General features: G+C 67.3%; 15 protein-coding genes. 5 read left to right on the forward strand and 10 right to left on the reverse strand.

Annotated features, from left to right (window positions below; genetic code table 11):
- Nucleotides 1–18 precede the first annotated feature (18 nt).
- The 3 genes from AC5P88_RS04725 to AC5P88_RS04735 all read right to left on the reverse strand — a co-directional run bounded on the left by AC5P88_RS04725 (nt 19) and on the right by AC5P88_RS04735 (nt 1476).
- Nucleotides 19–243, reverse strand: coding sequence for a helix-turn-helix domain-containing protein (locus AC5P88_RS04725; RefSeq protein WP_005408494.1), 225 nt, complete (start codon nt 241–243; stop codon nt 19–21).
- The gene (locus tag AC5P88_RS04730; RefSeq protein WP_495224540.1) at nt 243–710 is read right to left on the reverse strand and encodes a DUF2975 domain-containing protein; all 468 of its coding nucleotides are present in this window, start codon (nt 708–710) and stop codon (nt 243–245) included. Before AC5P88_RS04730 ends, AC5P88_RS04725 begins: the two co-directional genes overlap by 1 nt.
- Before the next feature lie 184 nt (nt 711–894).
- A complete protein-coding gene (locus AC5P88_RS04735; protein WP_495224453.1) occupies nt 895–1476 on the reverse strand; it encodes an NMCC_0638 family (lipo)protein in 582 nt (193 codons plus the stop codon).
- Nucleotides 1477–1605: 129 nt separating this feature from the next.
- Between AC5P88_RS04735 and AC5P88_RS04740 the strand changes: the two genes are divergently transcribed.
- Both AC5P88_RS04740 and AC5P88_RS04745 read left to right on the forward strand, forming a co-directional pair.
- On the forward strand, nt 1606–1917 hold the full coding sequence (locus tag AC5P88_RS04740) for a metalloregulator ArsR/SmtB family transcription factor (RefSeq protein WP_004147836.1): 312 nt from the start codon (nt 1606–1608) through the stop codon (nt 1915–1917).
- Between the two features lie 25 nt (nt 1918–1942).
- Entirely contained in the window at nt 1943–3334 is a 1392-nt protein-coding gene (locus tag AC5P88_RS04745; RefSeq protein WP_495224454.1) for a DUF2867 domain-containing protein, read from the forward strand.
- Nucleotides 3335–3356: 22 nt separating this feature from the next.
- Here AC5P88_RS04745 and AC5P88_RS04750 read toward each other — a convergent pair whose 3' ends face one another.
- The 7 genes from AC5P88_RS04750 to AC5P88_RS04780 all read right to left on the reverse strand — a co-directional run bounded on the left by AC5P88_RS04750 (nt 3357) and on the right by AC5P88_RS04780 (nt 10022).
- Nucleotides 3357–3860, reverse strand: coding sequence for a GNAT family N-acetyltransferase (locus AC5P88_RS04750; protein ID WP_495224455.1), 504 nt, complete (start codon nt 3858–3860; stop codon nt 3357–3359).
- Between the two features lie 14 nt (nt 3861–3874).
- A complete protein-coding gene (locus tag AC5P88_RS04755) occupies nt 3875–4315 on the reverse strand; it encodes a hypothetical protein (protein ID WP_495224456.1) in 441 nt (146 codons plus the stop codon).
- 71 nt (nt 4316–4386) lie between these two features.
- Nucleotides 4387–6129: a GGDEF domain-containing protein gene (locus AC5P88_RS04760; protein ID WP_495224457.1), complete on the reverse strand. Its 1743-nt coding sequence runs from the start codon at nt 6127–6129 to the stop codon at nt 4387–4389.
- 162 nt (nt 6130–6291) lie between these two features.
- On the reverse strand, nt 6292–7317 hold the full coding sequence (locus AC5P88_RS04765) for an AI-2E family transporter (RefSeq protein WP_106549300.1): 1026 nt from the start codon (nt 7315–7317) through the stop codon (nt 6292–6294).
- Nucleotides 7318–7448: 131 nt separating this feature from the next.
- A complete protein-coding gene (locus AC5P88_RS04770; protein ID WP_146146957.1) occupies nt 7449–7793 on the reverse strand; it encodes a hypothetical protein in 345 nt (114 codons plus the stop codon).
- 49 nt (nt 7794–7842) lie between these two features.
- Complete coding sequence (locus tag AC5P88_RS04775; protein WP_111112745.1) at nt 7843–8895, reverse strand: sensor domain-containing diguanylate cyclase; 1053 nt, start codon at nt 8893–8895, stop codon at nt 7843–7845.
- A gap of 119 nt (nt 8896–9014) precedes the next feature.
- Nucleotides 9015–10022 carry a LacI family DNA-binding transcriptional regulator gene (locus AC5P88_RS04780; protein ID WP_106549297.1) on the reverse strand — a complete coding sequence of 336 codons (1008 nt, stop codon included), beginning with the start codon at nt 10020–10022 and terminating at the stop codon, nt 9015–9017.
- 95 nt (nt 10023–10117) lie between these two features.
- Between AC5P88_RS04780 and AC5P88_RS04785 the strand changes: the two genes are divergently transcribed.
- The 3 genes from AC5P88_RS04785 to AC5P88_RS04795 are packed head-to-tail and all read left to right on the forward strand — an operon-like array spanning nt 10118 to nt 13561.
- The gene (locus AC5P88_RS04785) at nt 10118–11170 is read left to right on the forward strand and encodes a sugar phosphate isomerase/epimerase family protein (protein WP_286075251.1); all 1053 of its coding nucleotides are present in this window, start codon (nt 10118–10120) and stop codon (nt 11168–11170) included.
- Nucleotides 11171–11197: 27 nt separating this feature from the next.
- A complete protein-coding gene (locus AC5P88_RS04790) occupies nt 11198–12436 on the forward strand; it encodes a nucleoside permease (protein ID WP_495224458.1) in 1239 nt (412 codons plus the stop codon).
- The gene (locus AC5P88_RS04795) at nt 12437–13561 is read left to right on the forward strand and encodes a Gfo/Idh/MocA family protein (protein ID WP_495224459.1); all 1125 of its coding nucleotides are present in this window, start codon (nt 12437–12439) and stop codon (nt 13559–13561) included.
- Nucleotides 13562–13580: the final 19 nt, after the last annotated feature.

Consider the following 13580-nt stretch of genomic DNA (forward strand, 5'->3'; position numbering starts at 1 on the left):
AGGGAAAAAAGCGACCACTCAGTCAGCGTCCTGTGCCTGCGCCGGGTCATGCCCGAGCAGGTCGCCGGGCGTGCACTGCAGCTCGCGGCAGATCGCATCCAGGGTGGAAAAGCGGATGGCGCGCGCCTTGCCGGTCTTCAGGATCGACAGGTTGGCCAGGGTGATGTCGATGCGCCCGGCCAGCTCGGACAGGGTCATGCCCCGTTCCTGCAGCATGCGGTCCAGGGTGATGACAATCGCCATCAGATGACACCATCGAGGTCATCGCGCATCTCTGCGCCCACGGCGAACACGCGTGCCAGCACGAACAGCATCAGCACCGCGACCAGGCCGGTGATCGACATGCCGCCGCCCACCTCCATCCAGGTGAAGTCCGGCCCCATCCAGGCCGCATAGGCACCGATCAGGATCGACAGCAGTTCCATCGACAGCATCAACCAGGCCATGCGCTGCAGGCGCCGTGCATTGGCGTGGGTGAACGGACGCTCGCGCGCCGCCGACTTCAGCAGCCTCAGCAGATGGCGCAGGAACAGCAGGCACAGCACCAGCAGCGCGATGATCGCCCCCAGTCCCAGGCAGAAGTGCAGGAACAGATCATTGCCATGCGCGGCGGCGGCCGCAGCGTCATGCACGCTGTCGAGCAGCCAGCGACGGTCGTGGGCGACCAGCGGCACCGCCAGCAGTGCGGCCAGGATGCCCAGCCAGCACATCGCCCGCACGGCCTGTACGGCGACCTGGGCCAGGGTGAACAAGCCTCGCGCGGATCTGGCGCGGGCGGGACGAGCGGTCAAGCGGCCTCCGGTGTTGGGGTGGCCTCGCCGCCCCGGGGTGGATTTATCGATAAACGATATATCACATGCCGCGTGAAAGGCTGAACCGCAGGCGCGACTCCTGTTAGGGCCCGGGCGCGCCCTGCTCCAGCATCGCTTCACCAGGCGTGGCCGAGGCCATCGCCTGCACGCCCGCATCGGCGGCCTGCCGCGTGACCAGGCGGAAGCGCACCTGCAGCTTGCCCTGCCCCGGCGTGGCCCAGCCGTACTGGATGGCCACCTGATCGGCCGACAGCGGCCCACGTCCCGGCAGCGATCGCACCTGCAACGGCTTCGGCGCTGCCTGCACCAGCCGCGCGAAGCCCTTCTGCACCACCGCCGCATCGGCCTTTTCGGCGTAGACCGTGCAGGTGCCATCATCGGCCCAACTGACCGCATAACGGCCACTGGCCAGCGGCACCATCCACGCCACGCCCGATTGCCCCTGCAGCAAAGTGGTGGCCTCGGCAGGCGGCAGCGGCGACAGCCCATTGGATTCCATCAGCGACTGCAACCGTGCCGGGGCACCGATGTGCTGCATGCAGGCGGTATCGAACAGCTCGCTGAAGGGATCCTGCGCCGGGGCCTTGGCCTTGGGAGTACGCGCGGGTTGCGCCACCGCCAGGGTGGGCAGCAGGGCCAAAGCCAGCCAGAACGCAGGACGCATCGGGATTCCACGCTACGGAAAACAGCAGGGAGGATGGCAAAGCCCGGGCGCGCCGCGCAATGGGTCATGGCTTGACAGCCTCGCCCGGCGCGAGCAAGATTAGTTAACGAATTAGTTAATTAGCTCGCCATGGACCGTATCTTCGAAGCCCTCGCCTCCACCGCCCGCCGGCAGATCCTGGCCTATCTCAGCGCCGGCGAACTCAGCGCGGGCGAGCTGGCCGAGCGCTTCGACTTCAGCAAGCCGGCGTTGTCCAGCCACCTGCGCATCCTCGAGGAGGCCGGACTGATCGAGCGCGAGAAGCGCGGCCAGTTCGTGTACTTCCGCCAGGTGCCCGACCGCCTGGCCAACACGCTGTTCTCCTGGGCCGCCGAAGTCTGCCCGGTCGGCGGCCCGCTCAAGCGTGAAGCCCGCGCCCGCCGCAAGTCCCCCGCCCGCTGATCCGCCCCCGCCAAGGAGCATGACGATGCCTGGTTCGACCCGCGATCGCCGTTCGTTTCCAGCAGTGCAGCTTCCGGCACAGGATGGCGGCAGCCCGACCGAAGTCACCCTGATCGCGCAGCTCGGCATCGGTGCCGGTGACGCGCTGGTGAGCGACGCCGGCCAGCGCCAGCGCCACCACCCTGCCTTCATCGATGCGCTGGATGAGCCTTCGGCGCGGCTGGGTGGCATGCACCTGCAGCACGGCGATGCCTCCTCGCTGTACAGCTTCATGGTCGGCGCCGGTGGCCATCCGTTCCATCGCCACGCCGGCCCGCGCATGTTCACCGCCATCGCTGGCAGCGCCGGTGCCGAGCTGCGCTTCGCCACCGCTTCCGATGCGCAGCTGGCAGCAGATCCCGCTGCCTTCGCGCGGACCCTGCGACGCATCTGCATACCACCGGATTGCCTGTTCACCGTGCGCTTCGGCGGCGGTACCTGGCACCAGTTCGCGTCAAACCATCCTGCACATCCTGCGCTGTTCGCGTTGTCCTGCCACAGCGATGAACTGGCAGGCCGAATGAGCGAGCAGGCCCGTGCACAGGTGGAGCGCAATGCCGCCGACATCCCCAGCCTGACCGAGGTGCTGCCGGAATCGCACTGGCCTTCGACCACCACACTGGCGGCGGCGCCGCTGCTGCAGCTGTCGCTGCAGGCGGCAGCTCCCAGCCTGTGCGCGCATCTGTGCGCGCGCACCCGCGCCCTGCTCGGCCCGCTGCGCCGTATCCCGCTGCGGCCGCTGCGCGGGTTCGTCGAACGTGCGACGCCGTCCTATCCCATCCATTCGCGGCCCGCGGCCACCGATGGCCTGCTGCCCACCTCGCTGCCGCACAGCCACTACCAGGACCTGACCACGCTGCGCCTGGAACCCTCGCAGGTGGCGCACCGTTCCGCTTCGGCACTGCTGGCCGACGTACTGGAAGGCTTCCTGCGCAATCCACCCAGCGGCGTTGGCCATCTGATGGCGCTGCGCAACCGCCTCGTCACGCCGTTGCGGTTGCGCACGTCGCCATTGGGATGCCCGGTGTCGTCACTGCTGTCGACCGATCGCAGCCGGTTGTTCGCCGGTCGCTATCCGGTGCTGGATTCGCACATCGACACGCAAGACACCTGCGCCGAAGTCCTGCTCGGCGCCGACGATCGGCACCTGCGCTTCCGCAGCAGCGTGCGCGTGCAGCGGCGTGCCGATGGATACATCGAGATCAGCCTTGGCTCACGCGTGCAGACCCTCAATGCGTTCGGCTGCATCTACATGGCGCTGATCGATGCCGCACACCGGCACTATGTCGCGCCGGCACTGCTGCGGCGTGCGGTGGAGCATGCACTGGCGCCGGAACTGGCTGATCTCGATGCGTGGGCCGCGCGCCCGGTGCACTGATAATGCCGGCCTGCGGCCGCCACTACCCTGCGCTGTAGCGGTACACCAGATCATCCGCGTCGCTGCGCGCGGCCTTTTCATCCAGCACGCCGCCCAGACGCCGTGCGACGGCCCGTGAGGCTAGATTGTCCGGGGCCATGTAACTGACCAGGGTCGGCAGCTGCGGCACCACGAAGGCCCAGTCACGCAGCGCACCGGCCGCTTCCGTTGCGAAGCCCTGCCCTTCGTGGCCTTCGTACAGCAACCAGCCCAGTTCCTTTTCCGGAAACAACGGGCCGTGGTTGATCCCGACCTGGCCGATGCAGGCACCGGTATCGATGCGTTCGATCATCAGCGCGCCGTGGCCGAACAGGTGCCAGCTGGCCAGGTCGTGGCAGAACTGGCCCCACGCCGCGACTTCACCAAACGGGCCGCCCATGCCCTGTGCTCGCGGCGAAGCAAGGAACGCGGCGTAGACGTTGAAGTCATCCAGCCGCTGCGGGCGCAGCCGCAAACGTTCCGTGTGCAGGGTCGGGATCTCAAGCATGGCGGCGCGCGGGCTCAATACACGGCCAGATGACCGCAACCGCGGCGCTGCGGCTGTCCTTCCATCGTGACCTGCACGCTGGCCTGGGTATCCCTGCCTTCGGCATCACGGCACGACTCGCGCTTGATCTCAACGATGGTCGGCTGCCTGCCCAGTTCACCGTTGAGCACGATCAGCGAGCTGGGCGCATCGGCCGGCTGGCCGCGATAGCGCAGCGCGCCCTTCCAGGTACGGCCATCGGCATTGAGGCTGGCATCGTGGTTGCCCTTGCCCGTCGAGGCGATCTCGATGCTCCAGCCTTCACCACCACCGGTGAAGGCCGGCACCGGGCTCAGGTCGGCAGCGATGGAGGGATGGCGTGGCTCGTCGGCCAGGGGCTGCGCGGGCGTGGTACATCCTGCAAGCAGGCCGGCCAGCACGCCGGCCGCAGCAAGGGTGATGGGACGCATGATCATGCCGGGCTCCTGCAGGAATGGGGACCACCAGTCTAGGCGGCGCGACGTGCGCCGGTGATGAATGCCACCGGTCAACGCGCGATGCGACCGCCGCCCGCCACCCTTACCCGGTCGCGGCCCTGCGCCTTGGCCTGGTACATGGCCGCGTCGGCGGCGCGCAACAGGCTGCGCCAGCCCAGCGCATCGATTCCCCCTTCGGCCACGCCGAAGCTGGCGGTGACCTGGAGCACACCACCATCGGCCAGTACGATGTCCATCTGATGCAGGGCCACGCGCAGGGACTCGGCCAATTGGCGGCCGCCGGCCAGATCACCGTCGGCCAGCAGCACCAGGAACTCTTCACCACCATAGCGGGCGATGCTGTCGCTGCGGCGCAGGTGCCGTTGCAGCAACTGCGCCACCTGCACCAGCACTTCGTCACCGGCATCGTGACCGTGGCCGTCGTTGATCGCCTTGAACCGGTCCACGTCCAGCAGGATCACCACGGCGCCGGCGCCTCCTTCGGCATGGCGCTGCTGCACCTTTTCTTCCAGCGCGCGCCGGTTCAACAGCCCGGTCAATTCATCGGTACCTGCCAGCTGGCGCAGTTCGCTGGTCAGTGCAGAGCGCTCGCGCGACTTCTCGCGCAGGACTTCGATCGCATCGAACAGGCGCTGCATTTCGGCCAGCGGGTGGGTGACATGCTGCTCTGGCCCCGGCGCCTCCGAGGCGATCTGGATGACCTGCTTCTGCGCCTGCAGCAGCGGCCGCAGGATCTGCCGGTGGGCAATGCGCAGGGCCACGCCCAGCACCAGCAGCGTGCCCAGCACTGTCGCCACCAGCACCACCAGGCGCGTCGCTTCACGGTTGCGGGTGCGTTCGAAGCGGGCGATGGACACGCTCAGGTAGCCGTCGCGCAATGCTTCCAGCGACTGCAGGGTCGGCACGTAACGCTGGGTGAACTCCGCGGCGGTCCACGGCGGCGGCAGGCCGCGGCGACCGTCTTCGATCAGCTGCTCGATCATCGGCAGCGATTCGCCGAAGAACTGACGGCGCGCCATGTCCCAGTGCCAGGACAGCGCCGGGTCACTCCGGAACACCGACTCATGGCTGCCCGCCAAGCGCCACAGCTCCAGCAGGCGTCCCTCCGTCTGCGATGCGGCCCGCACCTGCTCGTCACGCCACGCCCCGGGAACCGCAACCGGTGCCATCACGTTCGAGGCCAGGCGGCCACCGTGTTCGCGCAGGTCGATCAGCACCTGGCCCTGCATCGCCGGAATCGCCGCTTCGCGATCGGCGCTGACCAGCACATTGATCTGCGCCGAGGTGAGCCGATGCAGGCGATCGACCACGGCGAACATGCTGTTGATCGCACGCTCCACCTCTTCCACCTGGCGCGCATCATGCGGCCGTGCCACAACCCGGTCGACAGCGGCACGTGCCGAGTGCAACCGGCGTCGTGCGTCGGCCAGCAACCCCTGCTCGTCGACCACGCCCGGGGCGGCCCTGAACACCGTGTCCAGCTGCAGCATCGCGGTATCCACGCGCTTGCGCGCCACTGCCAGCTGGGCCGCGAGCCGCGCCTGCTCGGCAACATCGTTCGGATCGGCGCCGAGCAGGCTGTTGGCCGGGCCGCGCTCGGCCGAAACCAGGTTGGCCAGCTCGAAGGACTGCCGCAGCTGGCGCAGGCTGGACAGGTTGGCCTCGGCACCGGCGTAACGCTGCGTGCCCTGTACCAGGGCGATGGCCATCAAGGGCAGGGTGCAGACCACGAACAGCCCGGTCAGGATCCAGACCCAGGTCCGCAACCCGATGGGCGACGCCTTGCCGGCCATGCAAATTTCCCCTGACGTGCGGTTCACTGTAACGACCGGTTCCGGCAGCGCCAAGCCAGCGCCATGCGAACCGTTGCGATAGGTATGGCACAGCGACCGCGAACACGCCGCCAAGATGGGAAGGCCCGCCTCATCGCAGCGGGAATGTCACATCATGCCGGGTCAGATCCAGCGCTGATCGACCAGCTCGCGCTTCACGTAGGCATAGAACACCGGCGCCGCCACCAGGCCGGGCAGGCCGAATGCCGCCTCCATCACCAGCATGGCCAGCAGCAGCTCCCAGGCACGGGCCTGGATCTCGCCACCGACGATGCGTGCGTTGAGGAAGTATTCCAGCTTGTGGATCACGATCAGGTACAGCAGCGCGGCCACGGCCACGTAGAACGAGACCGACAGCGCGACGATGGTGATGATGGTGTTGGAGATGATGTTGCCCACCACCGGCAGCAGGCCGGCGATGAAGGTGATCAGCACCAGCGTCTTGGACAGCGGCAGGTGCACGCCGAACAGCGGCAGCACGCCCAGCAGGAAGATGGCGGTGAACACGGTGTTGAGCAGCGAGATCTTCACCTGCGCGAACACCACCTGGCGGAACGCGGTGGCCAGGCGGCTGGTGCGGCCGATCAGCTCCTGCGCCAGCGGTCCCATCTGCGGCAGCGGCAGTTCGTCATACAGCGCGATCATCGCGCCCAGCACCATGCCGATCAGTACCCGCACGCCGATCTGCACCGCCGAGGTCCCGGCCACCCCGAGCTGTCGCTGGTGTTCGGCGGCCCAGTCGTTCAGTGCCGCGCGCAACGCTGGCATGTCCTCGGGAATGTACGGCTGCAGCAGCGCCGGCACCTGGTGCCGCGAGCTGTTGAGGATGTCCATCAGATGGCCCAGCAGCGCATCCGGGCCACCAGTCTCGGTGCGGAAGAACGAGGCCACGCCGATGCCGGCCAGCACAAGCGCGCTGATGATGACCGCGGACAGCACAATGACCGCAATCGCCCGAGCCCGTCCTGGCGGCAGCTTGCCTTCCACGGTCGACGCCAGCACATGGGTCAGCTGGAACACCAGCAGGCCCGACAGCAGGGTCACCACCAGGCCGAGCTTCAGCGCCAGCCACATGCCCAGCAGCATCATCAGCCAGGCCGCGATCCTCGCAACGGGGGGCTTGGGCTGGGCAACGAGGGCGTCTTGCATGGGGGCACGTCCGGGCGGGGTGGCCCATGGTAGAGGATTGGCCGTGTCAACGGATCAAACTACCTTGACAGCCCGCATCGTCATCGACCTTACCTTGGCGTGCCCTGGCGACACCCTGCAGCACACTGCATCTAATTGATGTTGGACCATATGATCTGCTCCGCGCCAAGACCGAGGGCGGAGATGATTTCCTGCAATGCGATGCGTGGATCGGATTGATTGTCGATCCTCACGGTGAAGCCCGCATCAGGTTCAGCATCATATGCGATCAATTCAACAACGGCCCCTGACGGCAACCGCATTCCCAGCGACCGCCACGCTCCCATTCCGGGCTCACTCCCCGTCAACAGCGACTGCCCCAGACGACGCGTCAGAAACGCGTCGTCCACCTTTATCACTGCGAGCTCGACATAGCCGCCACCCGGCGATGCGTCACCCGGTCGCATCGCGGTAGTCCCAAGATCATCACTGCTCATCTCGCATCTCTGAAACCATTGGATTGGGTGGCTGAGCGTTCGCCGACGCTTATTCGCCATAGCTGGCGGTGTTCTTGCCCTGCCGCTTGGCGTGGTAGAGCGCACGGTCGGCCAAGGCCAGCCAGTCCTCCACGCTGCCGCCGCGCGGCGTGGCAGCAATGCCGATGCTCACACTGAATTCAACGCCTGGGGTCGCCTGCCGCGCCGCTTCGAGCAGGTGCAGGCGCACCCGCTCGGCCACATGCATCGCATCCACCGGCGCGCAGTCGTGCAGCAGCACGACGAACTCATCGCCGCCCAGGCGCGCCGGTGTATCACCGGGCCGGGCGAAGGCGCGCAGGGTCGAGGCGATGTGCCGCAGTACTTCGTCACCGGCGCGGTGCCCGTGCGAATCATTGATGTGCTTGAAGTCATCCACATCGAGCATCAACAGGCAGGCAAAGCCGCCCTGCCCCTGCGCCTTGTCCAGAGCCTGCTGTGCACGCAGGATCAGGAAGCCGCGATTGGCCAGTTCGACCAGCGGATCCATCCGGCTCAGGCGCTGCAGCTGGCGGTTCTGCGACTTCACCCGACGCGCCAGCTGCCAGCTGAGGATGCTGAGCCCGATGCCATAGACGAACAGGAACGGCACGCTGAGCACGATCGTGCGTTGCGACGACACCGGTTGGTAAGGAAACCCGAGCGCCCACCAGGTGAGCGCGAAGCCCACCACCAGAGCCAGCGTGGCCCGCATCGCCAGGCGCACGCCGCCGGCCGCGATCTTGTCGGCCACCAGCAGTGCGGCGAACAACGCGCTGGGTACGGCGCTCAGGGCCATGAACGCGATCCAGCCGCCGCCGAACAGGGAATCGGCCACCATGCAACGGAACTGGACCGCAGCCGGCTTGCGCGAGCGTTGGGTCAGCACCAGCGCCAGCGCAGGCCATGCCAGCGCATTGAGCAGCAACAGGACCCAGGGCAGCGCGCCATCCTGGCGCTCCAGCATGATCGAGGCGATGGGGATCGCGCCCAGGCCATTGCCCACGAAGCGCATCCAGCCGATGCGCCGTGCCGCGCCGACGCCTTCGACCGCGACCTCCGTCGAGTCAGTCAAGAACGGCATTGCCGACCCCCTTGCGCGATCGCACGTTCCACCCCGGCCCCTGCCGGGCTGCCTGTCGTGAGTCTGACAGCTTTACGTCAATTCGGGATCAAGGACTCGAACCTGCAGCGTCCCTGGCCTCACCTGGGCCCAGGTGCCGCCGTCGACCCCCGCACCATCAGGCTGAAATCCAGCGTCTGTTGAAGCGGAACATCCACCTGTTCGATGATGGCGAGCAGCAGGTTGACCGCGCGCGCGCCGATCTCCCGCATCGGCTGCCGGATGGTCGTCAGCGGCGGCGTGAGGTAACGCGAAGACGCCAGGTCATCGAAACCGACGATGGACAACTCGTCCGGCACGCGGATGCCCAGATCGCGGCAGGCCGCCAGCGCACCCAGCGCCATCTGGTCGCTGAAGCAGAAGACTGCGGTCGGCGCCGACGCATCGGCCAGCAGCGCCACGGCCGCGGCATGCCCGGATTCCACCGAGAAATCGCCCGGCACCACGCTCAGCTGGCGCAGGCGGCCACGCGCCTTGCCGGCGGCCCGCACCCCTTCCAGGCGTTGCTGGTGCAGGGGATTGTCCGGCGGCCCGCCGACCACGGCGATCCGTTCATGGCCCAGTGCGTACAAGTGCTCCATGACGGCGCGTGCGGCGGCCACATTGTCGATGTGCACACTGGGCAGGCCCAGCGCGGGGTCGAACTCGCATCCGTTGACCACCGGCGCGGCAGCCCCCCTCTGCTGGACAATCTCGCGCGCCGTCGGTGGCAGGCGATGGCCGAGCACGATCATGCCGTCGGCCTCGTTGCGCCGGAGCATCTGCGCGTAGCGCTCCTCGCGGTCGGGTTGGTCCTGGGTATCGCCCAGCAGCACTGCATAGCCGACGGCCTGCGCGGCGTCTTCCGCCCCCTGCAGGATCTGCGCGAAGAACGGGTTGGCGATATCCGGCACCGTAACCAGGATCTTGCCGCTGCGCTGGGTCTTGAGCGTGCGGGCGACCGTATTGGGTACGTAGCCCAACGCGGCAGCGGCCTGCTCGATGCGCGCGCGCGTGGCCGGCAGTACCTTGTCCGGCCGCGAAAGTGCACGTGACACGGTGCCGGCAGAGACGCCGACGTGCTTTGCAATGTCGTAGATGGTGGCCATGGCGTTAGTTCTCCTGTCCGCTGTGCAGTGCACAACAGGTCCTGCGTGAGCCCCTGCTAGGATAATGCAATCGATTGCATCGAGGGCGAATCACGTTGAAGACGCTCAAGGGTCCAGCGCTGTTCCTGGCGCAGTTCATCGGCGACACAGCTCCTTTTGATCGGCTGGACACGCTGGCCGGCTGGGCCGCGGGCCTGGGCTATTCTGGCGTACAAGTGCCGACCAGCGCGCCCCACCTGTTCGACCTGGCCGAGGCCGCGCGCAGCCAGGCGTACTGCGACGACCTTGCCGGCATGCTGGCCGGGCATGGCGTACAGATCACCGAACTGTCCACCCACCTGCAGGGGCAGCTGGTCGCCGTCCATCCCGCCTATGACAGCCTGTTCGACGGATTCGCACCGCCGGAAAAGCGCGGCGACCCGGCCGCGCGCCAGGCCTGGGCAGTGGAGCAGCTGCTGCTGGCAGCCAAGGCCAGCCAGCGGCTGGGACTGACCGCACACGCCACCTTCTCCGGCGCACTGGCCTGGCCGTACTTCTATCCCTGGCCGCAGCGCCCGCCCGGCCTGGTGGAAGAGGCCTTCGCCGAACTCGGCCGGCGCTGGCGCCCGATCCTCGATGCCTTCGATGCCTGCGGCGTGGACCTGTGCTTCGAGATCCACCCCGGCGAGGACCTGCACGACGGCGCGACCTTCGAACGCTTCCTCGACGTGGTCGATCACCACCCGCGCGCGAAGATCCTGTACGACCCCAGCCACCTGCTGCTGCAGCAGATGGACTATCTGGGGTTCATCGATCGCTACCACGCGCGCATCGGCATCTTCCACGTCAAGGACGCGGAGTACCGCGCCAGCGCCAGCAGTGGCGTGTATGGCGGCTACCAGGACTGGATCGATCGCCCGGGCAGGTTCCGCTCACTCGGCGACGGCCAGATCGACTTCAAGTCGATCTTCTCGAAGTTCGCGCAGTACGACTTCCCCGGCTGGGCGGTGCTGGAATGGGAGTGCTGCCTGAAACACCCGGAAGACGGCGCACGCGAGGGCGCGGCCTTCATCCGCGACCACATCATCCGCGTGACCGAACGCGCCTTCGACGATTTCGCCGACAGCGGCACCGACGCCGCATCACTGCACCGCATGCTGGGAATCTGAGCCGATACCGCCCCGGGAGGGCAAGCCATGACGCACGCCATGTCGCGCTTGGGCGCGATGATGTTTCTGCAGTTCTTCATCTGGGGAGCGTGGTTCGTGACCCTGGGCACCTACCTGGTACAGGGCCCGCTGCAGGCCAGCGCCAGCCAGGTGGCGACGGCCTTCCTCAGCCAGTCCATCGGCGCCATCGTCGCACCCTTCCTGGTTGGCCTGATTGCCGATCGCTACTTCGCCGCGCAGCGCATCCTTGCGGTCCTGCACCTGGCCGGCGCAGTACTGCTTTGGATGGCCTCCACAGCGGACAGCTTCAGCACGTTCTCCGCCTGCGTGATGGGCTACATGCTGCTGTTCATGCCGACGCTGGCGCTGGCCAACAGCGTGGCGATGCGGCACATGCAATCGCCTGAAAAGCAGTTCCCGCTGGTGCGCGTGGCCGGCAGTGTCGGCTGGATCGTGGCCGGCGTACTGATCGGCTGGCTGGGCTGGGAACAGGCACACCGGCTCGAACTCACCTTCCAGATGGCGGCGGTGGCATCACTGGCGCTGGGGCTGTACGCGTTCACCCTGCCGCACACGCCGCCGCTGGCGAAGCAGCGCGATGCCGGCCTCGGGCAGATCCTGGGGCTGGATTCGCTGCGGCTGCTGAAGTCGCGCGCGTACCTGGTGTTCTTCCTGGCCTCCATCGCCATCTGCATCCCGCTGTCGTTCTACTACAACTTCACCAACCCGTACCTCAACGACCTGGGCGTGCGCGGCGCCGCGGGCCTGCAGTCGCTGGGCCAGGTGTCCGAAGTGCTGCTGATGCTGGCCATGCCGTTCCTGTTCGTGCGGCTGGGGGTGAAGACGATGCTGGCGGTGGGCATGGCCGCGTGGGTGGTGCGCTACGTCATGTTTGCCTTCGGCGACATCGGCGATGCCGGCGGCGGTTTCATCCTGATCGTCCTCGGCATCGTGCTGCACGGCATCTGCTACGACTTCTTCTTCGTCACCGGACAGATCTACACCGATGCGCATGCCGGCCCCGACGCGCGCAGCAGTGCACAGGGCTTCATCACCCTGGCGACCTATGGCGTGGGCATGCTGATCGGCACCTTCCTGTCCGGTGCGGTGGTGGAGCACTACACCACTGCCGCCGGACGCGACTGGCAGCAGATCTGGCTGTTCCCGGCCGGTGTTGCACTGGTCGTGCTGATCGCCTTCCTGCTGCTGTTCCGCGATCGGCCACTGATCGCAGCCGCACCGTCTTCGTCACGAGGAGTCCAGTAGATGGCTACGCTTGGAATCGCCATCATCGGCACCGGCATGATTGGCGCCGTGCATCGTCGCGCGGCGCTGTTGGCCGGTGCGCAGATCCGCGGCGTGGCCGCCTCGTCCGCGCAGCGTGCACATGAAGTGGCGCAGTCCTGGAATGTCGCGCGCGCCTATCGGGACATCGACGAGGTCATCGCCGATCCGCAGGTGCAGGTCGTGCATGTCTGCACGCCCAATCATCTGCACCGGCCGATGGCACAGGCCGCATTGGAAGCCGGCAAGCACGTGATCTGCGAGAAGCCTCTGGCCACCTCGCTGGAAGATGCACAGGCGTTGGCTGCGCTGGCGGCCTCGCGCGGCCTTGTGGCCACGGTACCCTTCGTCTACCGCTACCACCCGGTGGTGCGCGAAGCGCGCGCACGCATCGCACACGGCGAGCTGGGGCCGCTGCACCTGATCCACGGCAGCTACCTGCAGGACTGGCTGCTGGATCCAGAAAGCAACAACTGGCGCGTGGATCCGGCACTGGGCGGTACGTCGCGCGTGTTCGCCGACATCGGCTCGCACTGGTGCGACCTGGTGGAATGGATCAGCGGCGAGCGCTTCGCCGAGGTCAGCGCGGCGTTCGAGACGGTGATTGCCGAACGCGGCGCCATCACCGGCCAGAGCTTCAGCACGCCCACAGCCAGCGGCGCGATGCAGGCGGTCACCAGCGAAGACGTGGCCGCAGCGATGTTCAGGACCGGCGCTGGCACGCTGGCGTCGTTGACGGTCAGCCAGGTCTCGGCTGGACGCCACAATCGCCTCTGGTTCGAGATCGACGGTGCCAGGGCCAGCGTGGCCTTCAACCAGGAGGATGCCGAGCGGCTGTGGATCGGAAGACCCGACCAGCGCGAGGAGATCTTCGTGCGCGGTCCTGGTGCAGGCAGTGCCGAACAACGGCGGCTGTCGGTGCTGCCGGCCGGGCACGCGCAGGGCTACGACCAGTGCTTCGAGGCGTTCATTGCCGACAGCTATCGCGCCATCGACGGCGAACGGCCCGAGGGCCTGCCCACTTTCAACGACGGCGTGCGCTCGGCACGGATCGTCGACCGCGTCATCGCATCGGCCAGGACGCGTGCCTGGACCACCATCGATTGAATCCCGGGAGGAACGCCTG

The sequence above is a fragment of the Stenotrophomonas sp. YJH_SMC_8 genome (genome assembly GCF_059371315.1).